The sequence below is a fragment of the Phaeodactylibacter xiamenensis genome (assembly GCF_000759025.1).
Taxonomy (GTDB): Bacteria; Bacteroidota; Bacteroidia; order Chitinophagales; family Saprospiraceae; genus Phaeodactylibacter; species Phaeodactylibacter xiamenensis.
In genome coordinates this window covers 266,177-289,857 of record NZ_JPOS01000084.1, presented here as the reverse complement: position 1 = coordinate 289,857, position 23,681 = coordinate 266,177, and the positions used below count along the sequence as shown (strand labels likewise).

General features: G+C 48.6%; 18 protein-coding genes. 2 read left to right on the top strand and 16 right to left on the bottom strand.

Annotated elements, in window-relative coordinates; all coding sequences use genetic code 11:
* The first annotated feature begins 224 nt into the window (after positions 1-224).
* Both IX84_RS25770 and IX84_RS25765 read left to right on the top strand, forming a co-directional pair.
* The gene (locus IX84_RS25770; protein ID WP_044227840.1) at positions 225-3,347 is read left to right on the top strand and encodes a SusC/RagA family TonB-linked outer membrane protein; all 3,123 of its coding nucleotides are present in this window, start codon (positions 225-227) and stop codon (positions 3,345-3,347) included.
* Positions 3,348-3,378: 31 nt separating this feature from the next.
* Positions 3,379-4,893 (top strand): SusD/RagB family nutrient-binding outer membrane lipoprotein, encoded by a 1,515-nt coding sequence (locus IX84_RS25765; RefSeq protein WP_044227837.1) that lies wholly within the window; start codon positions 3,379-3,381, stop codon positions 4,891-4,893.
* Positions 4,894-5,329: 436 nt separating this feature from the next.
* Here IX84_RS25765 and IX84_RS25760 read toward each other — a convergent pair whose 3' ends face one another.
* From IX84_RS25760 to IX84_RS25690, 16 genes are all read right to left on the bottom strand, one after another.
* Positions 5,330-6,241: a metallophosphoesterase gene (locus IX84_RS25760; protein ID WP_044227834.1), complete on the bottom strand. Its 912-nt coding sequence runs from the start codon at positions 6,239-6,241 to the stop codon at positions 5,330-5,332.
* 159 nt (positions 6,242-6,400) lie between these two features.
* Positions 6,401-7,453: a type II toxin-antitoxin system antitoxin DNA ADP-ribosyl glycohydrolase DarG gene (gene darG / locus IX84_RS25755; RefSeq protein ID WP_044227831.1), complete on the bottom strand. Its 1,053-nt coding sequence runs from the start codon at positions 7,451-7,453 to the stop codon at positions 6,401-6,403.
* A gap of 2 nt (positions 7,454-7,455) precedes the next feature.
* On the bottom strand, positions 7,456-8,100 hold the full coding sequence (darT, locus tag IX84_RS25750) for a type II toxin-antitoxin system toxin DNA ADP-ribosyl transferase DarT (protein WP_044227828.1): 645 nt from the start codon (positions 8,098-8,100) through the stop codon (positions 7,456-7,458).
* Positions 8,101-8,144: 44 nt separating this feature from the next.
* Positions 8,145-8,267 (bottom strand): hypothetical protein, encoded by a 123-nt coding sequence (locus IX84_RS34380; protein WP_262501667.1) that lies wholly within the window; start codon positions 8,265-8,267, stop codon positions 8,145-8,147.
* Positions 8,268-8,342: 75 nt separating this feature from the next.
* Positions 8,343-8,921: a hypothetical protein gene (locus IX84_RS25745; protein ID WP_044227825.1), complete on the bottom strand. Its 579-nt coding sequence runs from the start codon at positions 8,919-8,921 to the stop codon at positions 8,343-8,345.
* Positions 8,918-10,180 carry an McrC family protein gene (locus IX84_RS25740; RefSeq protein WP_044227822.1) on the bottom strand — a complete coding sequence of 421 codons (1,263 nt, stop codon included), beginning with the start codon at positions 10,178-10,180 and terminating at the stop codon, positions 8,918-8,920. The genes IX84_RS25745 and IX84_RS25740 overlap by 4 nt, the downstream gene beginning before the upstream one ends.
* On the bottom strand, positions 10,173-12,410 hold the full coding sequence (locus tag IX84_RS25735; protein WP_044227818.1) for an McrB family protein: 2,238 nt from the start codon (positions 12,408-12,410) through the stop codon (positions 10,173-10,175). The genes IX84_RS25740 and IX84_RS25735 overlap by 8 nt, the downstream gene beginning before the upstream one ends.
* Before the next feature lie 220 nt (positions 12,411-12,630).
* Positions 12,631-13,095, bottom strand: coding sequence for a hypothetical protein (locus tag IX84_RS25730; protein WP_044227815.1), 465 nt, complete (start codon positions 13,093-13,095; stop codon positions 12,631-12,633).
* An 11-nt stretch (positions 13,096-13,106) separates the two neighbouring features.
* A complete protein-coding gene (locus IX84_RS31535) occupies positions 13,107-13,592 on the bottom strand; it encodes a helix-turn-helix domain-containing protein (RefSeq protein WP_052516405.1) in 486 nt (161 codons plus the stop codon).
* A gap of 119 nt (positions 13,593-13,711) precedes the next feature.
* Positions 13,712-14,119: a hypothetical protein gene (locus IX84_RS25720; protein ID WP_044227812.1), complete on the bottom strand. Its 408-nt coding sequence runs from the start codon at positions 14,117-14,119 to the stop codon at positions 13,712-13,714.
* Between the two features lie 75 nt (positions 14,120-14,194).
* The gene (locus IX84_RS25715; protein ID WP_044227807.1) at positions 14,195-17,227 is read right to left on the bottom strand and encodes a type I restriction endonuclease subunit R; all 3,033 of its coding nucleotides are present in this window, start codon (positions 17,225-17,227) and stop codon (positions 14,195-14,197) included.
* Complete coding sequence (locus IX84_RS25710) at positions 17,220-18,230, bottom strand: ParA family protein (protein WP_044227804.1); 1,011 nt, start codon at positions 18,228-18,230, stop codon at positions 17,220-17,222. Before IX84_RS25710 ends, IX84_RS25715 begins: the two co-directional genes overlap by 8 nt.
* Positions 18,227-19,405, bottom strand: a complete 1,179-nt coding sequence (locus IX84_RS25705) for an ATP-binding protein (RefSeq protein WP_044227802.1) — start codon at positions 19,403-19,405, stop codon at positions 18,227-18,229. Before IX84_RS25705 ends, IX84_RS25710 begins: the two co-directional genes overlap by 4 nt.
* A gap of 30 nt (positions 19,406-19,435) precedes the next feature.
* On the bottom strand, positions 19,436-20,806 hold the full coding sequence (locus IX84_RS25700) for a restriction endonuclease subunit S (protein WP_044227799.1): 1,371 nt from the start codon (positions 20,804-20,806) through the stop codon (positions 19,436-19,438).
* Between the two features lie 34 nt (positions 20,807-20,840).
* Positions 20,841-21,224 (bottom strand): GIY-YIG nuclease family protein, encoded by a 384-nt coding sequence (locus tag IX84_RS25695; protein ID WP_081968944.1) that lies wholly within the window; start codon positions 21,222-21,224, stop codon positions 20,841-20,843.
* Entirely contained in the window at positions 21,221-23,584 is a 2,364-nt protein-coding gene (locus IX84_RS25690) for a type I restriction-modification system subunit M (protein ID WP_044227797.1), read from the bottom strand. Before IX84_RS25690 ends, IX84_RS25695 begins: the two co-directional genes overlap by 4 nt.
* Between the last annotated feature and the right edge of the window lie 97 nt (positions 23,585-23,681).

The following is a 23,681-nucleotide window of genomic DNA, read 5'->3' as shown; positions in this document are numbered from 1 at the left end:
TGTATTTATTGTCGAAATATCCTATACTTGTAAGAGCAACGCGGTAATAATCTAACGGTTAAATTATTATCGAAGTGAGAAAACACGTGTGTGCGCTATCCTCTGTTAGAAACCCTCCTAAAGGGGCTGTTTGTTAGGCAGCCTGGCTTTTGTTAATGGTCACAATGCTTGCTCTTCCCCCGGAGGAGAGGTGTAAATATTTTTATTCAAACAATCAAAACGAAATGAAAGAACATTTGAATTTCAGGCAATGGATATTGCCGGTACTACTGTTTTTTTGTGTGTCAACTGTCCTTGGACAAAACCGTATCACTGGAACAGTAACAGATTTGGAAACCGGAGCGCCGCTCATTGGAGCTACTATAGAAAATATAGGCAACGGTAATGGTACGGTTACAGACCTCGATGGTCGATATGCTATCACTGCCGAATCAGGTTCTACCTTGCGATTTTCCTACATAGGGTATTCCAGTGTAGACCAAATAGTAGGGGCTGAGTCCGTTTTGGATATTGCTCTGGCCTCAGATGGCGAGAACCTTGAAGAAGTGGTTGTGACTGCTCTGGGTATCCGAAAGGAAAAGAAAGCGCTTACTTATGCAGTACAGACCCTGCAATCTGAATCTATTGTAGAATCTCAGCAGCCCAATATCGTTAACAGCCTGCAGGGGAAAATTGCGGGAGTGATGATCAATAACTCGAGTGGGGCACCTGGTGCTTCTTCTGTCATTATGATCCGGGGAGGAACTTCACTGAGCGGTAACAACCAGCCTCTCTTCGTAGTAGATGGCATCCCCATTGACAATAGCTCTCCTGTGGGCGGAGGGATAGGGCTTAGCGCTCAAAATACGAACAACAGCAACCGGGGAATAGATATTAACCCGGAAGACATAGCATCTTTGACTGTACTGAAGGGGCCTGCTGCAGCCGTATTATACGGTCTTCGTGCTTCAGAGGGAGCCATTATTATTACTACTAAAAAAGGACAGGCAGGAACTTTCCGTATCAACTACAGTAATGCCTTCTCCTATGATGTAGTCAATAAGGTTCCTGAATTCCAAACGGCCTATAAGCAAGGTATCGATGGCAACTTCAACCCCGATGCGCGGAGTTCATGGGGCCCTGCGTTCGGTGCCAACGAAACGGTATATGATAACCTTGGCAATTTCTTTCAGCCTGCGGTTTCACAGCGCCACGATATTTCAGCTTCTGGCGGTAGCGAACGTAGTACTTTCTACCTTTCCGCTAGCCGCTTAGACCAGAACGGCATAGTACCGAATACCAGTTTTGACAGGACTTCTTTCAGGTTGTCTGCAGACAGCAAAATCGCTAAAAACCTTAGTGCAGGTGGTTCCGTCAACTATATCAATTCTCAAAACCAGTCAACCCTTGGTGGATCTGGCATAGCAGAGACTAACATCATTGGTGCGACAGGTGGCGGCGGCGGCGGTACGATCAGAGGATTGTACAACTGGCCGCTCAATGATGACGCCCGCAATTATCTCACTGCAGATGGGAGGCAGCGTACACTGCTAGGTGTTGACAATGATGCTTCTTTTGTAGACAACCCATATTGGAGTGTATACAATAATCCGACAAGCAGCAATGTAAACCGTGTCATTTCAACAGTCAACCTAAGTTATGACCCTTTCTCCTTTCTCAACATAACCTATCGTGCAGGCACTGACTTTTACAATGAGCAGTTTACCTCCATACGAAGTGCAGGCACCGTAATTGGAGGAGAAGAAAAAGGCGCGATCACAGAAGTCGACCGTTTCAATCAGATTACAACTTCTACCCTTGTTGTTACAGGCAAGAAATCGTTTGGGGGGAATATTAACACGAGCCTCGCTTTGGGCCACAACCTTGAGTCAGCCCGAAACACTTCTGCCAACTGGTACGGCCGCAACTTCATCGTGCCAACCTTCGCCAGCATCAATAATGTTCTCCAAAACGAAAGGGTGATCTCAGCAGGAGGCTCCCGCCGCAGAATCGTTGGTGCCTTTGCTGATTTCAATGCGGACTGGAAGTCCATAGTATTCCTGAATATCCGGGCACGTAACGACTGGTCTTCTACATTGCCGGTAGCCAATCGTTCCTTCTTTTACCCCTCTTTTAGTGGGGGCGTTGTGTTGACAGACCTGCTCAATGAGATAGGAGCGGTCAATGGTGAAAGCGACTTCATCCCTTACGCAAAGCTGCGTGCTTCATGGACCCGGGTAGGTAAAGATGCCCCCCCACACGTGCTCGGCAATACTTACTTTAATACCACCAACTCTTTTACAGCAGGCCCTCGTGGTTTTATTGCTAATGTCTATGCTTTCGGTGCACCGGCACTGCGCCCGGAGTTCACCAACGCATTCGAAACGGGTGTGGATATCCGCCTGTTCAGAGGAAAGATCGGCGTTGACTTCACATACTACAATATGAGCTCGGACGATCAAATCCTTTTCACTCGTGTACCTCCTTCAGCCAGTTCTTTCATCTCCTATCTCAATGGTGGAAGAATAGATAACGAAGGCATTGAGCTTATGATAAATGCCACACCGATAAAAAGGAGCAACTTCACATGGAATGTAGACCTCAACTTCTCCCGGAATACTTCCACAGTTGTGGAGCTTCCAGGTACGTTAGACCGGGTAGAGCAGTCTGATGCCTCAGTAGATGGCTTTGTCGCTCAGGGAGCCGGTTTCCTGGGAGAGTCTCTATTTGGCATCAACGGTGATGTATGGAAGCGCAATGAAGAGGGACAATTATTGCTTGACGATATGGGCTATCCTCAGGTGAGCTCCATTAAAGAAATAATTGGGGACAGGAACCCTGATTTCATTGCTGGTTTGACCAACTCTCTTCAGATTGGGAATTTCAATTTCTCCTTCCTATGGGATTTCCGAATAGGAGGGGATATCTACAACGCCACTGAAAACGCTCTGGTCCGCAATGGTTTGAGCACTAAAACGCTCGAACGCGGATCGGTCACCACATTTGAGGGCATTATCGAATCAACGGGTGAACCTAATACCCAGCAAGTCGTATTGGACCAAAACTACTACCAGACTATCCTGCGCGGCAACGGCCAGCTGTTTGTAGAAGACGGCAGTTGGTACCGCCTCAGGTATGCCACCTTATCCTATCGCATACCAAAATCATTTTTGGATCGAATTAATATTAAGGGTCTGGAAGTGTACGCTACCGGTCGAAACCTCATCCTCATCACGGATTATTCGGGCGTAGACCCTGAAGTAAGCTCAGGGGGGGCAGGCGTCCTTGGCACAGGCTCTATGGGGATGGACAACCTGGGCACCCCTTCGACCAGAGGTGCGGACTTTGGTCTCAGATTGAGCTTTTAATCAATGATTAATTCAACTAAATTACTTTGAAATGAAGTATTTATATATAATTGTTCTTACGACAATCGGCCTCTTACTGAGTTCATGTCAAGAGTTTCTTGACATCAATGCTGATCCTAACAATCCGCAGGAAATCCCGCTGGAGAGCCGTTTGATCGGCGCTATAACAATGACCAACGGAGCAGCGATGTGGAGAGGGGCCCGAGAGGTTTCCGCAGTATGCCTATATACCGCTTCTGGCAATGAAACTAGCTCACCAGAAACCTGGCGCTTTACCTCTAGCTATTTTTTCTGGCAAAACTCTTATACCTGGGCTATCCCCAACTGTGTCGATATGGTCGTGATGGGCAAAGCTGAGGGAGCGCCTCATTATGCAGGAGCTGGTCGTACATTAGAAGCACTGGTTTTTGGAATGCTAACGGACCAACTCGGTGCGATCCCAGTCAGCGAAGCCTATGATGGCGTTACTACAGCCCGCTTGACCCCTGCATTCGATTCTCAGGAAGAAGTGTATGCCCAAGTCATCGAAAAACTTGATGAAGCAATAGCACTTTTTAACGAGACAGAAAATGCTAAAGGGCTAAATCTGGACAATGGTGACATCATGTATCAAGGGGATATCGATAATTGGCGGCGCTTTGCTTATGCTCTGAAAGCCCGCTACCTGAATCACTTGAGCAAAAAAAGCATATACGATCCTCAGGCAGTCATCGAAGCGTGTAGCAATGCTTTTAATTCGGATGGCATGGATGCGGAATTCCCCTATTTGGATAACGGTACAGCCACTGAGGCTAACCCTTGGAGTGATAAAGGATATGGTGGTTTCACCAGCGCAACTGCACCGCGCTATTTCTCCTTTACTCAGTTTTTTGTGGACCTCATGAAAACAGCACCCGTCACCAACGATAGCTTATTAGACCCCCGAATTGGGATCATCATGAATCCTGCTCCATCAGACGGGGAATTCAGAGGCCTGATACCGGGCCAGGGAGTTCCTGGAGGCATAGAAGTCAATGGGGATAACTATGGAAGAGTCACCGGAGGTTTTTATAGCCGGCCCACTTCTCCATTCCCTTTTATCACCTATGCAGAAGTCAAATTTATAGAAGCGGAAGCACGGCTTCGTTCAGGAGATAGCGGCGGAGCACTTGCCGCTTATCAGGAAGGAGTGAGTGCAAATATGCGCAAGTTGGGCGTAGCAGGTGATGACATAACTGCTTACTGGAATACCTTGGTTGACAATGGTGTGCAACAGCACTTCGATGACCTCACCTCCGGACTTAGCCATATCATGCGGCAAAAGTATATCGCGCAGGTCTTCAACCCGGAAACATGGGTAGACATGCGACGAATGGATTACAGCCAGGAAATCTATGGCCCTTCTCTTAACAGGCCGACAAACCTGAATCCGCTCTTCAACGAAGGCGAGTGGATCCGCGCTATGATAGTGGAAGGTAACGAGGAGGTACGAAATGGAGCAAACGTAGGCAATAACACTCCTGTCTTCCGGTTGAAAACACCACTTTGGTGGGATACTCTCGATTAAATGTAACTAGTGGCCTGTCAAGGCTAAAACTAAGGGTTGCCGGCGGCGACTTTTGAGGCTACTCTTCCCTGCCTGACTGTGTCCAGCCAGGCAGGGTTGGGTAACCCCTAACATAGCGCTGCTATGCGCGGGAATCCCGCAGATGTTGCGGGACAGGCTATCCACCCCGCCTACCTTAGTACCTAAGTACGGTTTCCGGTAGTCAAAGCCAAAAGGCGACGAGACACGGACAGGTTGATTAGCCTCAAAATTCGCTCCCACTCAACCCATAAATTAACACTTGACAGACCACTAGGAGTCTTTTGCCTACTTCACCTGCGTGAATCATATTAGCAACAATAAGCTACATATTGAGGCCCGTACCCGTCATGGCTTGTATACTTTTAAGTTTCGGCGGTTGTAGAGCTTATGAGGGGTGCAGGCACCACCACTGCCTCTACACCCAAACCAATTTCCCCTCATTCAGCTCCCGCTCCCCATCAAACCGGTAAGCAGTGAGCACCCCGCCCTTCGCCACGCTATAGTCGAGGCAGCAGGCATTGGGCGTCAAAAGCTCAGGCGTGCCTTTCAGCCAGTAGTGACCGAAGAATACCGGGCGGCTTCCGGTAGGGTGGTGGGTGGCCTCAGTATCCCGAAAAGGCAGGTGGTCGAGCCCCAGTCCCGGGATGACGCTCATATCCTGAAAGGACTGCCCCTCCGGATCTTGCCACCACTTGATGCGTATTTCCCGCCGCTCGTGCCCGTCTTTGTCGTGGAAGCTATAGCCCTCCGGCAGGTCGGCTTCCCTGCCTTTGCAGGTCACTTCCACCCAATAGTACAAATCGGTGCCCTTTTCTGCCGCTTCGGGCAGTAAGCTTTCCGGAAGGACTGCTCCGCCCAGTGTCTTGTGCAGCTTCCTGATCACCGCTTCATCCCAGCAGGCATGTACAGCACGTAAATCTTCCGTTTCCAGGAATAGCGGTAGTGTTCTGAACCACGCAATAGCCGAGTCATAGTCGCCCGGTTTGTCGCGGTACTGCTCCAGCGTAGCGGCATGCTGATGCGTATTCTTGGCCGTATGCGGCCGCAGGTATCCGCCTCCTTCCTTTGACGTATTGTAGCAGATTGCATTAAACTCGTGGTTACCGCACAAAGCTACCGCACTCCCCGCATCCACCATCGCCCGGACGATATCCACCACCTCCGGGCTGTCCGGCCCGCGGTCGATATAGTCACCAACAAAGATGATTTTGCGGTCGGGATGGCGGTAAGCACCAGCTTTGCGCTCATAGCCGAGCTTACGGAGCAGGGCTTTCAGTCGGCCGGCGTGACCGTGGATGTCGCCGATGAGGTCGGTTGGGGTGGTCATGTTTAAATCCGTTTGATCGAAAAAGCTATTGTGCTGCCCGGTTGGCTTTTTTTTAATCTAAACCAGGTTGATGTCTTTACTAGCCCAACAACGGATGTAATCCGTCCAGCAGCGGGACACCCATCATTCATCCTGTGGGTGCGTTTGCACATACTGCTTCTACGCTTTTGGCAGGCTCAGCTGCTCATACGATTTGAGGTGTTGATAGGCGACTTTGAGATAAGCCGGCTTGAACATCTTTACCTTTCGCTCTGACCAGTCCTTCAGGCGTTTCTCTATATCTGTAATATCCAGGCCAGGATTCTCTTCCATCATAAAAGCTACTGTGGCCAATAATTCCATAGAGAAAGCAGATTCAAAGCCCTGAATGAAGCCCAGCAAGTTGTCTAGCCGCTTTTTCTGAGTAGTATCAAGGTTAGAATCAATATAGGCTTGCACCTCTGCTTGTTTCTCATAGCTGAGCAAGAGTGGCTCAAAGGGTCGGGCGTCTTTTTGTTCCAGCCCATTCAGGTAGGTGCCATTTAAAGCATACAATACATGGCGTATCTGAACGGAGTAAGGACCATAATGATGGGCGACAAATTTCAATCTCAGCGGCTCTCCCATCCGCTGCAAGAAATAGGCTAGTTTATTGGCAACAAACAGGTTGGCATGTTCTCCCAGCCCTTCGTACTGGTAGAGGGCGGAGAGCAACATAGCTCTTGCCGATGTCAGGTGGGCTTTTTTATGCTTATCTTCTTTTTGTAAGACCTTTTTGATGGCTTCATTAGGTTCGTAGACATACACCTCAGCATTTAGTTTACCTAGTTGCTGCTCTATCATTGTCTTAACTTTTTCCCACTTCAATCCACCGTTCCCACAGCCCAGGGGTGGGATGGCAATACTTTTGATATTCCTTAATGCTATCTCTTTTGCCAGTGCGGTCAGACCGTCTTTTATATAATCATATTTAGATTTCAGCCACCACTGTGTCTTGGTGGGAAAGTTAATAATGGTACGCGGCCCCATAAGGTCCTGATCTTCTACTATCAGCAACTGACCTGGCTTCAGAGCGCCCTTTTTGCAAGCTGCACGGTATTGCCGGTAGTTCTCGGGATAGGCTTCTTTGAACTGCAATGCTATACCCTTACCCATCACCCCCATGGTGTTGACGGTGTTTACCAGTGCCTGAGCATCTGAATTGAGGAGGTTTCCTGTGGTGTAGTGCAACATGATCAGTAGTAGAATTTACCTTTTGGGTTAACGTAAATATCCAGATTTAAGCCCAGTTTTTCAAGTATTGGGCTGACTGCGTGTTTCGATTCGTCATCAAATACAACCAACCGATCTATGCAGCTAACAGGTACGTGTCCCTTGACCAACAACTCTGCCTGCTTACGGCGCATACGGTCGCGGTCTTCTTCATCGTTTCGCCAGTATTTTTGATAGACAATGTCCCAGTCTACTTGTTCCAGGTCAGATTTGTCCTTATAAAACTGCGTAATTCGCTGTTTGGCATGACCATCTGTAAAAAGATAGTTGCAATTAGCCGCTTCTATTGTACCCAATGTGCAGCAAATATATACAATATCGCTCTGTGGGCGTTGCACAATACCTCTATAACCCGTGTGAATATTGTACAACATCGGAGAAAGGTGCCCGAAGTAAAAAGCTACATACTCTCCAATATGGCCACGCCCCTCCAGCGGAATTGGATAGTGCCTGCGCTGTTCAGTGAGCTTTGTGTCCCCTATGAAGACATAGTCCGGGTCTTTATCCGGATGTGTACTTGCGAACATTCCTCGCTCCAACAGGAAAGGGAGGTTGTCGATGTGCACAATACGAAACAGCCATATCTCATCGGGTATGTTGCCGGGCATAGGCTATACTTATATTACCAAGGAGGCAATATACAATAGAGTTTCTATTCTGCCAACCCTACTCCCTCTTCCCCCAACAACTCCGTCACCCCCACCCCCAGCGCGCCCGCCAGCTTCGCCAGATTCAAGACTGCAATATTTTGGTCGCACCGCTCTATAAAGCTCACGTAGGCACGGTTAGCGCCACCAAATTTACCTTTCCTCTCGATTACGCACTTTTTTGTCGGGTACGTGGTGCATTTTTAATACCGTTTAAACAAGCCAAACAACCGCTTCATTTCCGCAATCTCAAATGCCTCCACCTCATCCAGGTATTCGTCCATCAGTACACCCGCACAGTCCCCATTCGCCAGTTGATGGATGGCTTCGCCATTGGAATAGTAAGTGATTGTAAAAAAGCTTTCGGCAATCAAATCTTTGCTGATTCCGTAGCTGGGGTAATCCCAAATATCGGGTAGCTTTTGCCATGGAATATCTTCTGAATAGTGATCAGCGTGGCTCGTGGCAGCAACTAATTGCTTGCCTTTCGGGTAATAGGTGTCAATAAAGTACCGGCGCTTACCTGTATGGTAATATTCAATATATTTAATTTCATCTTCAAGGATGAAATAGCGTGCCACAGTAGGCCCAAGCGAGTCTGCTCCGGTGATGGTTCGGATATCATCCCAATCACGTATGTCATGAATCAAGGATCGGTATTCATCGACCGGGTTGACGACTTCTTCAAAAGGGCCCCAATAGGAGTATTCCTCTTCGGGCGCCTGCCCGTGTAAGCTCAGGATTGAGGATAGCAGCCCTAACAGGATAATTGCTTTTTTCATTTGGTTGGATTCGGATGTTTTGCTGTCCATTTAAAAACGACAGCAGAGATTTCTTGTTGCCAATTCCATACTTCATTTCCCACCGGCAAAAACAAGAGACTCCCTGCTCCCCAAGATTCCAAACCCACCCCGGGCAGCGGTGCAAACCGACCATTGACTGTCTTGTTGCCTCCAGGATATACCAATGCCGCCTTCTCCGCCCCGTAGTATTTCAAATACACATACAACTGCCGCAAATCATCCGGTGAAGGGCCGTAACCGTTAGGGCGCTTCCACTTGGTGTCGAGGACAATGGTTTGCCCGGCTGACTTAAGTAGAATATCCGGCCGCATAGTCCGTTTTTGGCCTTGATCCGGAGTCCAGAAGGTCTTTGTGTTTTGAGCGTGTACGGTCATGCCCTGAGGGGCGTACTTCCGCAGGCTCACATACACGAAGCGTTCCCACAGCTGATTCATATCAAACATGAGCGCCAGCACGTCCTCCTGCCCGCGGCTGACATCCGGGTGGTAGTTGAGGAGCAGCATTTTGGCAATTTGGATGGCAGAGCGGTAGGGCGCTGTTTTGCGGTTGAACGACAGCCACTCGAATAGAGTAGGGTAGACCCGAAGCCGATCCTGCCCTGGCCAATCGAGCAGCAGCCGACCGATGCGGTGGTGGAGCTGGGGATGGGTGTTGAGGCGTTGCAGGAGCAGCAGGGCTTCGTACAGGATTTGATGCAGGAGGTGCCTGCGGTCGTAGGTGGTGTGGCGCACGTAGAAGCGCTCCCGGTGCACCAGATTGTGGTTGAGGTGCTGCGCAAATTGCAGGCTGCCCTTGAGCGCGGTACGGTTGCCGGTAGTTTGGCGGTACTGCTTGACGAGCCCGTGGTGCAGCAGTTGCTCCATTTCGGCGATCAGCAGCTCAAAGTAGAGGTCAAGCACTGAATTGGGCTTAATCTTCAGCTGGCTGGAGCTGGTATTTTCCACCTGCAGGGTGCTGGTGGCCCGCAGCATGTCGATCAGGCGGTTGCGCCAAAGATCTTCCCCATCGTCTTTATCCGCCTTGGGCAGCACCTCTATAAGCCGTTTGCCCACCTGCAGCACACCGACATACTGATTGAATTTGACACCTCGATGGATGAGCGAGAAGTAAGGGACACCCTTTTCCCCATGGTGCAATTGCAACGCCTGTAGTTCTGCTGCACTAAGCTGAGCCGCACCACTACCCTGACGAACCGGCTGATGCTCAAAGACAGTTAGGGTATGAATACGCTTAGCCATCCTCCCCTGTATTGGAATTCGGTAAAATGCCCCACACGGCCTCCTGGAAGTCCGGAATAGACATCCTGGAAACATCCTTTAGCGTATACTGCGTTTGGGTGGCTAGGTCGGCACTGGCTTCATAGGGGAAGTCGGCGAATACGTCTCCTTCCCGCGCTTCTTCGACGCCTACAAAACCGTTGCCCAGTACCAGCCCAATTTTGGCATAATCCCCAAAGAAATACTCCTGCAGCAGGGGCAAAATATTCCGGTGAAAGACCTCCTTCAGCGCCTGCCAGGGATCAGGGGCAGTAGCAATACCCATAAAGTAAGCGTGGCCAATCATGTGGTCGCGGTCGATGAGTCGGGCAATGCGGAGGTTGATGGTCCCGAGCAAGTGATTCAGCTTAACACCAGTGAAATCATCAGGTGATAAATGTTCGAGATCAGACTTTTCCCAATATCCTTCTCCCACTTCAGCTCTTTCCCTTAGTGGCTCCTCCACACCATCTGGTGCCACGCCCAGAAAATCATACAACTTCCGTGCATGCGAGTGATAAGGCTCCTCCTCCCATCCCAGATCGGCATACGCCTCCCTATTCAGCAAGCTCAAGATCATGGCTTTGGGCGACAGCAATTCCGGCTTAGGCCCTACTTCCGTAAAGCTGAAGCGGCGGCGCAGGGCGGTGTCGAGGGCTTCTACACTGCGGTCGGCGGTGTTCATGGTGCCGATGAGGTAGAGGTTGGGCGGTACAGCAAAATTGGACTTTGAATAAGGCAGGGTTACTTCCAGGCTCTCCGTTGCCCCGCCTCGCTTGTCTGCTTCTAAAAGCGTAATGAGTTCGCCCAGGACAGCGGCAACATTACCTCTGTTTATTTCATCTATGATCAAAAGGTATTTGGGAACATCCTGATCAGGATTAACCTTAGACCAATCTATACGCTCAAATGCCCGTAGCTTGTCAGAATAGCTGATAGACTTCTGAGGCGCCGTCTTCTTATCTTGGGAATAATCGTTCTTAAGCTTGTAGATCTGATTAAGGACTGCCCAATTGGCGCTTGCATTACTGCCGCCAATGACTTCGCGGAAAAAGGAGTAAATATTCGGTAAGTTGTCAAAGTCATCGATAGCGTTGAATAACTTCTCCAGCCTGCTTTTGGAAGCGGTATATTCACGCTGCCCATCTTCATGCTTCAGTAGCAGGTTGCCTTTGGAGCTCGTCCCTACCACATTTATCGGACTGCCGGACTTTTGAGGAATGGCAATCGTTTCCTCATGTTCCAGCCGTTCTTCAAATTGGCTAACGAGCCCATCGTACAGTTGGGAGAACGTCAGTGTCTTGACCGAAGATTGCTCCTGAGATTGCAGCTTCACATACTCTTGTGATGCCTCTACGCACATCCGCTTGAATACTCCATCTTCAATAACATAGTTAACAGTACTATCTTCCTCTTCCTGATCAGCAGACAATACTGGTTTGATGCCCTCAATGAAGTCCTCATAGGTTGTTCCCTGATGGAAAGTCATGAAGCGGATACGGCCCTGTTTGTAAAGATCATCATACTGCCTTTTAATCTCTTCACGACTGTGGTCAGGAGTGCCATTGAGAATTTGGACTGCGATGTTCTTAGTGCGGTAGGTTTTTCCCGTACCGGGTGGGCCGTAAAGGATTTGGTTGAGCGCAAACTCCTCCTGAATAAAACTGTCCCTGTTTTCTTCCTTTCGGTCTACTGTCTTGTTGAATTGATGATAGTCCTTGAGCATACCCTTTGCTGCTTTTGCCATCTGACTGATGAGCTGCTCCCAATCGAGTGTTAATACATCTTCAAAGCTAAAAAGCTTGACGATATCAGAGTTAAAAATATCCCCGCGCCATTTCAGATACTGCTTTCGGATCGGATCGTCATCTTTCAAACCGACAGTGTCTATTTTAATATCAACGTAGCGTTTTGCGTCAATACTCACCGTAAATGCGAGTGCTTTCTGCTCTGCCAGTTCCTTCGTTGGATAAACCTGTGCCCAGAGGTACGGCATGAAAATGGTCCCTGTTGTGTTGAGCGGGTTGCGCCTGATTTTGATCGCTCCTTCCGGGAAGGCCGCCTCCTGAATTTGTTCAGCCAGATACCCAAGCTTATCATAGAGCGTTCTAACTGTAGTAAACTGCTTCTTATCTTCCTCCTTGTTTTTGTCGTAAGAGGTACTGGCACGAGTACTGAAGGTTGATAATTCGCGTTGAGAGAAAAATTCCATTGACGCTAATATTTTTGTTTTATAGTAAGACTCGGAACTTATTCAAGGTTTTTCCTGATCCGTATTTCCTACTTTGACGCCAGCGGGTTAGAAAGAGCCTTAAAAGGTTTTCCTTATCAGCAGCTAAAGGGGGCAGGCTCATTGAGAGTCGTCTCGAAGAGCGACAATATCAGGGGCTATTACATCTAAACATAAACTTGGAGAAACAATGTCAATATGCTCAGGTTTGTCCTTGATCCAGGTAGTCTTTTACAATCCGGATTGGGCTCAATATGGGTACATGAAAATTAGATTGAAATTTTCCAAAGGTTCGAGTTGCGATCATACCACGAACAGTGCTAATAGCTATTCCTGTTAAGATTGCTAGGACTTCCTCCGTAAATTTAACGATCTTCCTTTTAGTATCAATAAATTTGCCTAGGTCTTGAATGTTATATTCTACCTCTCCAATATATCGAAGAATTTCTTTATTCAAACCATCTTTATCATATACGTAGATTACTTCAATGGCAACTGAGAAAGAGTCTTCAGATAGATTCCAAAAGTAATCGAAAGTAAAACCATAGTCAATTTTACTTTCTTCAAAGTCTTTTTTTAGCTCTTCGGGTAAGAAGGGGATATATACTTCTAGTTCCTTAATATCGCAAATACGATATTTTACGTTTTGTGTATTTCTCTTAGCCATAAAATGGATTACTATGATTCAGATTCAAGTAAGGCTTCATTGTAAAATATTGGTCTTTTCATTTCCCAACTGCCTTCCTTCCCTGATGAAGAGGCATCAGGCAAAGGTTGACGCTTGCTCTTTTTTTCAAGAGGCTCTGGAGTATTTGCGGTTTTATGATTGTAGGTAACTGAAAATGGAGCCCTTGGCACATAGCTGGAACTACGGCGTATCATTCCTTTACTTTCTTTATCCGCCAAGCTGTTGAGGTCTTCGAAATCCAATACAGGAGCTTTACCTATAGCAAGCGCAATTTCAATAAGCTTCGCCAAACGATGATTAAACTCCCCATTCAGAACCTGTGAAATATAACCTTTACTCACACCCAATTGCTTAGCGAATTGTGTGCGAGTCATTTTATTGGTTTCCAAGTACTCTTCTACAGCATTAAATAAGTCATTTTGGATTTTGGTTAACCAATAAGTTTCGGTCTTGAGTAGTTCTTTGTAGCTTTTCATCTTGCTCTTGAGTTGAGATTTTAACAGTGCCAGTACGACTAGGATAAATCACTATATAGCCTTTAACGCTTTTGGTGACAAGCCCTTCTAAAATGATTTAGAATCGATTCGCTGGTGATTTATCTTTGTTTAAAATAGGCTAGCTTTAGTTCACGCATCTTCTTTATTGATTTAGATTGGGTTTTCCAACCTTTCTTTACTTCCCCAAGGACGATTATTTTGCCTGAGTCGGAATCATCAAATAAATAAAGGCGCAATTGTTTAGCTCGAATTTCATAGTCAGGGTAAGGATCATCCTTTCCTCGGTTTTTTAACTCTTGAAACTGGCTGGAAGGCAATCTTGTCCCTTGGCTTTTCAAACTGATGATAGTTTGTATTTTGTCTAACATCTTTTTTTGATTGCCTGACTTTTCCATTTTTTCCCAAAACTCATCAAAATGACACTTACCATCTACAATGAGTTTGTAAAAAGGCTCTACCGGTGAGGGTGGCAATCCTGTTATTTCTTCAACGGTAAAAGTAGACATAATGTTTAGTTTTTACTAAACTTTTCAGCATTTTAACATTTTCTGGCTAATCAAGAGCCATGCTTAAAAGTAAGTTTACACCCGCGCCACCAGCCGCTTCACCAAGTCAAACATCCCCTGATAGTACGCCTCATCCTGCCGGTAGCGCTTATACTCTTCCAGGTTGGCTTTCCGGCGTTTGAGCATCAGGTCGTCCAGGATTTTCTTTAGGGCGAGATCGCTGTTTTGAGTGTCGGCATTATTGGCGACTTTGGACTCGAAGTCGGGGTGGTTGCGGACATTCTTTACAAGAGCTACGAACTTTACCCGTGCTTCCTCCGGTGTTTCTTCCCAACCGGTGTAGAAGCGGTCGTTGAAGGCGCGGATGATTTCATCCAGGGGGTCTTTTTCTTCTTCTTTTCCATGGGCACCGCGTGGGTTAGGGTTTTGTGGGTCGAGTTCGGTTTCGGAATCGTCAAGCCCTATCGTGTGGTTGAGGCGGGTGCGCTCCAAGCCGTAGGTGGACAGGTCTACGGATTCGAGGAGCTCGTCGATGGCATCGTCAGATTTCGTGCGGACCAGTAGTTTGGGAATGAGGAATTTAAGAAACCAGAACAGCTGCTCCCAATCGAGGCGCTCGTAGGGGATGATGGAAGATACCTGACTGTAAATTTTGACAAATTGCTTGGCTTTGATTTTGAAGTCGGCCTTCTCATCGTCTTCCAACTCCAGATCTTCGTTGAAGCGGTCAGCAGCCCGGTCAATTAGCGGGCTGAGGTCTTCTGCTTGTACATTATTGAAATACTGCTCTGTGAAGGATTCCACTTCTGCCCATTCGTACACGCCCACTTCGTCCAAAGCCCCCTTGATTTCGTGCAGTACGTTGACGTCGGTAGCCTGCTCCAAAGAAGTAATGGTATAGTAAGGGTCAAAGGCCTTTTTGATGTCCTCTACGTCGTTAAAGAAATCCAGCACAAAAAGGTCTTCTGATTTTTTACCATACTTATTCGCTGACCGGTTTAGGCGGGAGAGGGCCTGCACAGCCAGTACACCCTGCAATTTCTTATCGACGTACATGGTGCAGAGCTTGGGCTGATCGAATCCGGTCAGGTATTTATTGGCCACGACCAGAATGCGGTAGTCGTCTTCGTCAAACTTGTCCTTGGTATCCTTGTCGGGGAACCCATTCATGGAGGCCTCGGTGTGCTCTACTCCATCTACTTTCTTCTTGCCGGAAAAGGCAATAGCAGCTTTGAATGGGTTGCCCTTTTTGTCCAGGATCTCCCGGATAGCCTGGAAGTAGCGGATAGCAGACTCAATATTTTGGGTGATGACCATGCCCTTGGCCTTGCCTTTCAGCTTGCGGGTGCGGAACACTTTGTCGATGAAGTGGTCCATCATGATTTCTGCCTTGGTCGCTATCGTCCTTTTGTCCCGCTCCACGTAGGCTCGCAGTTTTTTCTGTGCCTTGGTGGTCTCAAACTCGGGATTTTCCTCTATCGACTTTTCCAGCTCGTAGTAGCTCTTGTAGGTAGTGTAGTTGACCAGTACATCAAGAATGAAGCCTTCCTGAATGGCCTGCTTCATGCTGTAGAGGTGGAAAGGGCGGAAAGAGCCGTTTTCCTGCCGTATCCCGAAGCGTTCCAGCGTGGCATTTTTTGGCGTTGCAGTAAAGGCCAGGTAGGAAGCATTGGGGCTCATCTTTCGGCCCTTTATAGCCTGCAGGATTTTATCCTGTGTATCTTCCAGATCAGGGTCTGCACCTCCGGTCATCGCCATGTTCATCTTTCCGGCCGTGGTGCCTGACTGCGAGCTGTGGGCTTCGTCAATGACTACGGCGAAGCGTTTGTCGCTCAGATCCTGTATGCCATTGATGATAAACGGGAATTTTTGAATGGTCGTAATGATGATACGCTTGCCCTGCTCCAAATTGTCGCGCAGTTCCCGGGCGCTATTTGCAGGGGCTACGATATTTTTAACCACCGAGAATTCCTTGATGTTGTCGCGCAGCTGCTTATCGAGCAGGCGGCGGTCGGTTACCACAATGACGGAATCAAAGAGCGGGGTTTCCAACCCTCGCGCCCCCGGCAACCCTTCCCGTTCCGGATAGGTATCGATTAGCTGATAGGCGGCCCAGGTAATGGAATTGGACTTCCCGGAGCCTGCGGAATGCTGAATGAGGTAGCGCTGCCCCACACCGTGGCGAGCGGCATGCGCCAGGATTTGGCGTACCACGTCCATCTGATGGTAGCGTGGGAAAAACAGCGTACGCTTGCTCAGCGGGTCTTTAGCTTTACCGTCAAAGCGGACAAAGTGCTGCAGGATATTGGCTAGGCTTTGCCGCGTGAAGACTTCCCGCCATAGATAGGCGGTTTTGTGCCCGCCCGGATTGGGTGGGTTGCCTGCACCGTTGTTGTGCCCTTTATTGAAAGGGAGGAAAAACGTCTTTTTGCCGTCAAGCTTAGTTGTCATGTAGGCTTCATCCGTATCGACGGCGAAATGGACGATACAGCGCCCGAATTGCAGCAGCGGTTGCCGGTTGTCCCGGTCTTCCTGGTACTGTTTAATCCCCTGTATCCGCGCCCGCTGTCCGGTCCAGGGGTTCTTCAGTTCCAGGGTGGCGAGCGGCAGCCCGTTCAGGAAAATCACCATGTCGATTTCCTGCCTTGGGTTTTCCAGATTGTAGCGCACCTGCCGCATCACACTGAATTCATTCTGCTCAAAGCGTTCCCTGACGGCTTGCCCGCTGCTGGCGAGCGGCAGCTCATAGAATAGCGTAAAGTGAGCATCCTCCACATCAAGCCCACGGCGCAGCAGGCGCAACAGCCCGTACTTTTTCACCATGCGGTCGAAGCGCTGCAGGATTTTCAGCTTCCAGTCTGGCGAGCGTTGTAGTTTTTCCAGTTCTTCGGGCTGCGTGGTCTCCAGGAAATGCCAGAACCGGGTCTCATCAATAGCATATTCGGCATTGAAGTCATTGGGCCAGCCAATCCGGAAGCCATTGCCACCGTAGGGTACAGCGACTTCTTCCACGGTCATGCCGCGTTCCTTCATCTCCTCCTGACTGATGCCAGTCAGGGCCTGCTCTATGGCGGATTCAAGGGCTTGTTCGTTGGTTTGGCTAGGCATTGCTCTCTGCTGTTTTGGCAGATACGCTTTGCTCGATCCGCTCCATTATCTTTCTGGAAAGTCGTTCAAAATCTTCATAAACCATTTTTACGGCATGGTAGTGTGCTCCAATGGCACCATCGGCAGGTTTTAATGCGAATATAGGTTTCCTGGCTTCCATCGCCATGGGCATCAAGCTATTATAGTGCTTGACCAGGGCTAGGCAATAAGGGTCATTGTCAAAAGACAGTTGCTGGGAGGAAGTGGATAATTTGAAGGAGCTTCTAAAAACCTCTGGTATACGGTCCGCAAACTTTTTATAGGCTTTCACAGGTTTATTCGCTTTTACACCGTGTTGCATCAATACATAGCCGAGGGGTTGAATTTTTTCGCCGGGTAAGTCAAGGCTCATGGTATCTTCTTTTCGTTCTCCGAGCCGTTTCTTCCATTCCTTCACCCAGCTTTCTATCCGCTCGCCTATGTTAGACAATCCTCTGAGGGAGAACAAATCGGCTGTGCTGGGCACAATCAGGTAGTCAGAAGAAATCAGAGAGGCCCGGTTAATGGCACCAAAATTGGGCCCCACATCGATGAATACATAGTCTATAGCGTATCGTGCTGCCGCATCTTTGATGATCCTGTAAAACGCAGATTGCAGCGCAAAAGGGTACCACTCTCCGGTGAGGCATTCGTACCACTCTTTACTCAGTTGGTCTTCAATAAGCGAGAGGCTTAAATCACCAGGCAGCAAATACAAACGGTCATTAATGGGCTCAATGTAAGCTTCCAGTATGTCTCCCTGTTTTTTCTCAATGCGCCGGAGTGCGTTTTTGATGGTCTTCTCTTCCTCAACTATGGCAATGAAGCGCCCCTCCTCCAGGAAGATTTGCGAAAGATTGGTCTGCGGGTCTAAATCTACGGCCAGCACTCTTTTGCCTAGTTCCGCAAACATATGAGCCGTGTGGTACAGCAACGACGTCTTGCCTACGCCCCCTTTATTGTTGAAAAAAGTAATGGTCCTCATTTTGAAAATATTTTCACAGCAAACCTGCCCGTTTGATCGGTAATGAATTCCGGTTCCGGATTGCCGTTTTGCTCCAATGCTTTCTTTGCCCGCTGTATACCCACTCCAAACCGGTTTACAAATCCTAATATCTTGGCTGCACCAGACAGTACCGGATTCCGGTAGTCATTATTGTTGGGAAAGTCGTTCCGGGCGTTACCGTATAGCCCTCCATTGTTGGTGATCTCTATCCGGTTCGTAAACTGGTATATTTTTATCGGTGCGTTGACCGTGTAATCGTTGTGTATCAACGCATTGAAAACCAACTCCTCCAAAGCCTTAGCGGGGTAATTGTATTCGTAGGCTACCCCAAGCTCGGGCAGGTGGCTGCTGACTATGTTGTTGTTGATAAAGGACTTCAGCTGGCCAAACTGGGTTAAAAAATCCCCTTCAAACGTCTTCTCTGCAACGTCATCATCATACAGTTCCGTTCCGTCAAACCGAACATACTGAATAGAAGCACCCGGAATAAAGAAACGGGGATTTTTGCCAAACATCAAAATACCGGCGTGAGTGGGGGCATCATACCGGGGGCTGTAAAACTGCAGCGACCCCAGCTGCAACTGAATACTCCGGTTATTGGCAGCTAAGGTATCTGCATCAATCGCCAATGGCAGGTAACCCAGCAAAAAACCATTGGTATCTAAATCCTGCAGGGTACTCCCAATGCAGGGCTGCACATCGTAGGTTGCGCCCTTTTGGTTGCGCTTCTCAATGAGGATCTTTTCCTCCTGCTCCGTAGCGTAATCTTTACGTGGCCCCTTTCGCACGCAGATTTTGCCATTAAACCGGACGGGGGGCAGGGAAGAAGGCATGACTTCCGCTACACAGACGTCTCCCCCGAGCAGGTGAAATATCTTGGTAAGAATGGTGGGTGCCGGAATAATGCGCCCATCTTTGGAGAAATCAAGCAGCCGCTGCTCGATACTTTCGTCCAGTTTCAAGCCCGCCACGGTATTGTCGGGGCTGACGCCAATCAGCAGGTAGCCCGGCTGATCCTCCCCGGGCAGATCATTGGCAAACGCACAAATGGCCTCACCAAACTTCTTGCTGTCGGTTTGGCTCACGGTCTTCTCCAGGCGCCAGCTTTCCTCCGGGCTTTGGATCATCTCGTACAGTTGCTTCTGATCAATCATGGCCTCTTTTTTTAAAGATACGGATTTCCATTAACTCACCTTTATCTTCGCCCGCACCGCACTATCAATCAGCGTAGCCTTGTACTCCCTGAGCTTGTCAATTTGGGTTTGTTGGAGGGTGATGGCTTGGTCGATTTTTTTTGATTCAGTAAAAACCTGCTTTACAATTCTTTTTTGCTCTTCAAGAGCAGGGACAGCTACTTTAATACTTCCAAACCTATCAAAATACAATCTTAAACGCATTTCCATTATTCCTCTTGAATGTTTCTTCAATTCTAATGAGCATATTTTCGTCCGGAACAACAAATGAAAAAAATGACCATCCAAATCAGTTATAGGCCTTAATATGTCGTACGCAGGACTAGTAACACCCTTATATTCTGAAAGCCCTATTGCTCCCATCCATGCTAACAGCTTATTTACAATAAAATCTCCTTCTTCAACTTTCCAATACCCATCTGTGGTAGAAGCTCTATTTCCCTTTTGTTCTAGGTCTTTTCTTGGACGAACGCCAATATTGGTATAAATGGACAATAATTCCATGTCATTATTTAAAGGGGCAGGGTCTACTATAAGCTTAAAGAGGTTTTTTACACGCTTCACCTCCCAACCCACCGGAATCTCCCCAATCCACTCCACCCCCGAGTCCTTCACTTCCACACCGCTCTCAGCCACCGGCACAAAAGCCTGCGCCTCCTCACTCCAGACCGTCTTGCCCGTCACCGCATTCTGAATCACAATCTGCTTGCGCTCTTTGAGCAGGGCGATGAGCTTTTCCTTCTGCGCGATGGCGCGGTCTATTTTGGCGCATTTGTCATCCAGGAAGTTGGCGATGACGGTTTGTTCGGGGAGGGGAGGGAACCATAATACCGTGTTCTTTAAAATGCTATTCGTAATACTATAGACTTTGACTCCTTTGACGGCTTGCCTTATTTGAGTACGAAAAGAAAGAGAATCAATGACATAAGCTACAAATCTGGTATTAGTATCTGATTTTTTTAATCTAGCAATTATTGTATGGTAGCCAGCGAATGCTATTTGATCGCAATTTAAATAAGTAAAATTTCCTGACCCTTCGATATCTTCAGATGTATCAGCGAAAATGAAGTCACCATACTGGATGATAGATTTACTTGATGTCTCAATGTACTTATTGCTAACGCATTTTAATAAATGTCTAGAAGGGTCAACTTCGAACCCGTATTTAGAATGTATTTCCCCATAATTGATGCAGGGTATACCAGTGTCCTCAAGGTCTTGCTTAGTTATATTCAACCCTTTGCTGAACCTGAAAATATTTCGAAATCTAGCTAACTCCCACCCTTCCGGAATCTCTCCCAACCACTCAACACAGGAGTCCTTGTAAGCGGGGTATTTTGGGTATGTTATGGTTTTGGTCATGGTTGTTTGTTTTCAAAGCTGCCTTCGGCTCCGCTCAGGCAGCAGTAATGTCATTACTATCCGCTGGCTGAGCGAAGCCGAAGCCAGCATTTTCGTCGTCTTCTCCCGCTGGCTGAGCGGAGCCGAAGCCAGCACTTTCATTCCTACACTTAGCCAATTCATGCAAAGCATCAAAATCCGCCCGCATCAATGCCTCCTTCTTTTTACGGCTCCAGCCCTGAATCTGTTTCTCCCGGTAGAAGGCTTTGTCGATACGGTCAAAGACTTCAAAGTATATGAGCTCCACGGGCAGGCGCTTTTTGGTATGGTTGGCACCTTCCCCGTTTTGGTGCTGCTGCAGGCGGCGTTCCAGGTCTTTAGTACTGCCGGTATAGTAGCTGCCATCAGCGCATTTCAGGATGTACATATAGCCTTTCATAGTGCTTCTGTTTTGAGACCGAGTATATCCATAATCAATCCCTCATTCTCTTTCTCCAGCTCCAGTATCTCAGCACTCACCGCCTCCAGCGACCGCAGGGGCTTATGCTGATAGAAGTACTTATTGAAGCTGATCTCGTAACCGATCTTGGTTTTGTCCAGTTCTATCCAGGCTTCGGGTACATGAGGCTTTACCTCCCGGCAGAAGTAGTCGTGGATGTCCTCTTTTAGGGGCACATTTTCGTAATCCCGCAGGCTGCTTTCGGTTTCGTATATCGTGTACTGCCCGGGCTTGCCGGTGGGATAGTAGCCGTAGTCGGGCAGCTCCGCTTCGGTGCAGCCCAGGTGTTGCAGTAATTCCTGCAGCTTGTCGTCTTTGAGTTTCTGCGTCTTTTTGACCACCTTCTCAGCCTCCTCATCGTACCAGGTGATGGCATTGAAGATGGCTTTTTTCTCCGAGGCGGAAAGCTTACCATAGGGTAGCTCTTTTAAGGCTTTGTCGACCATTTTCTGGAAAGCATTGAAGTCGCGGTGCTCTTCCTGACCGATTGCTTCCATCAGGGCGGTGGCGATTTCGTGCAGTTCCAGGTTTTTCTGCCACATTTGCTTGCTCACCAGCTTCTCCCGCTTCTTGCGGTTGAGGTTGAGCTCGTTGTCCTCACACCATTGCAGGATGGGCTTCTCCAGGCTCTTGAGCTCGGTATATACCCGTTCGCCATAGGTGTCCCAGGCCCATTCCATAGGTTCCTGCAGCTGCTTGTCGAAGCGCAGGGTAGCCACCCGTTCTGGGCTGAATTGGGCGGCGAGGCGCTGTGGGCGCTCTATAGTCACTTTGTAGTAGCCGAAGTCGGCATTATCGAATACCTGTGCGGCCAGTCCGTCTTCCGATTCGCGGGTTACCGGCTGGAAAGCGTGGTAGGCATCCAGAATTTCCCGGATGTGGTCGCGGGTCAGCTCGCAGTTCTTCGCGCCCAGGTTTTTGCGCAGTTTGCTATAGCGCTGTGAGGCATCGATCAGCAGCACTTTGCCCTTGCGCTCCTGCGGCTTATTGTTGCTGAGGAGCCAGATGTAGGTGGTAATGCCGGTATTGTAAAACAGGTTGTTCGGTAGCTGTATGATGGTATCGAGCCAGTCGTTTTCGATGATGTAGCGCCGGATGTTGCTTTCGCCCCCGCCTGCATCACCAGTAAACAGGCTGGAACCGTTGTGTACCGAAGCCACCCGCGAGCCATTCGGGCTTTGGGAAACCGGCTTCATCTTATTCACCATCTCCATTAGGAACAGCAGCTGCCCATCCGAAGAACGGGGCGTGGCATCCACTTCTTCTGCTTGCCCCCAGTAGTCTGTGAGCGGCACGATAAAGCGGGGATCGATGACGTCTTTTTTGTCCTTGATGTTTTTCAGCTCTGTGCTCCAGCTTTTGCCGTAAGGCGGATTGGACAGCATAAAGTCGAAAGACTTACCAGCAAATTCATCCGTGGAGAGCGTAGAGCCCAGGCGGATATTTTCCGGGTTATTGCCCTTGATCATCATATCCGACTTACAGATGGCGTAAGTCTCGTCGTTGATTTCCTTACCGTACAGGTACACATCCCCAATCGCCCGGATTTCGCCTTCCTCATCTTTGATAAAGTTCTGCGATTCCGTCAGCATCCCGCCCGATCCACAGGCCGGGTCGTAGATGGTCATCACCGGCGGCAGATTCTCCTTGATGGGTTCAAAAATGATGTGCGTCATCAGGTCGATAACCTCACGGGGGGTGAAGTGCTCCCCGGCTTCCTCGTTGTTTTCTTCATTGAATCGCCGGATCAGTTCCTCAAAGACATAGCCCATACCGAGGTTGGTCAGGGGCGGCAGTTTACGGCCCTCGGGATCTTCGCGCTCCTCCGTAGTCAGGTTGATGTAGGGCGAGGTGAATTTCTCCAGTACAGCAAGGAGTACATCTTTGGAGGCCATGTGCTTCGCCTGACTCATCAGCTTGAAATTGTTGATGATCTCCTGCACATTCGGGCTGAATCCCAAGAGGTACTCCTCAAAATTAGCCATCAGCAGCTGTTGGCTGTTACCGGCTCTATCGTACAGCTTTTGCATCGTCCACTTGCTGGTATTGTAGAAAACAAAGCCGCTTGCCTGCCGCAGCGCAGGGCCATCCCATTCGGTCAGCCCCATTTCTTCCTTTTGGAATTGGGCTTCCTCCATGACGGCGTCATGGGTGGGCTCCAGCAAAGCGTCAAGGCGACGGAGTACGACCATCGGCAGGATAACATCGCGGTATTTGCCTCGTACGTATACATCGCGCAGGCAGTCATCGGCTATGGACCAGATGAAGGAGACGAGGCGGTTGTGGACAGCTGTGTTCATGTATTTTGGTTTATGTTTGGTCTTAAGTTGATACGCATTAATTGTGATAATGATGCGGTTGTTAATTATAATCGAGAAGCAACCTCAGATTGTTTTG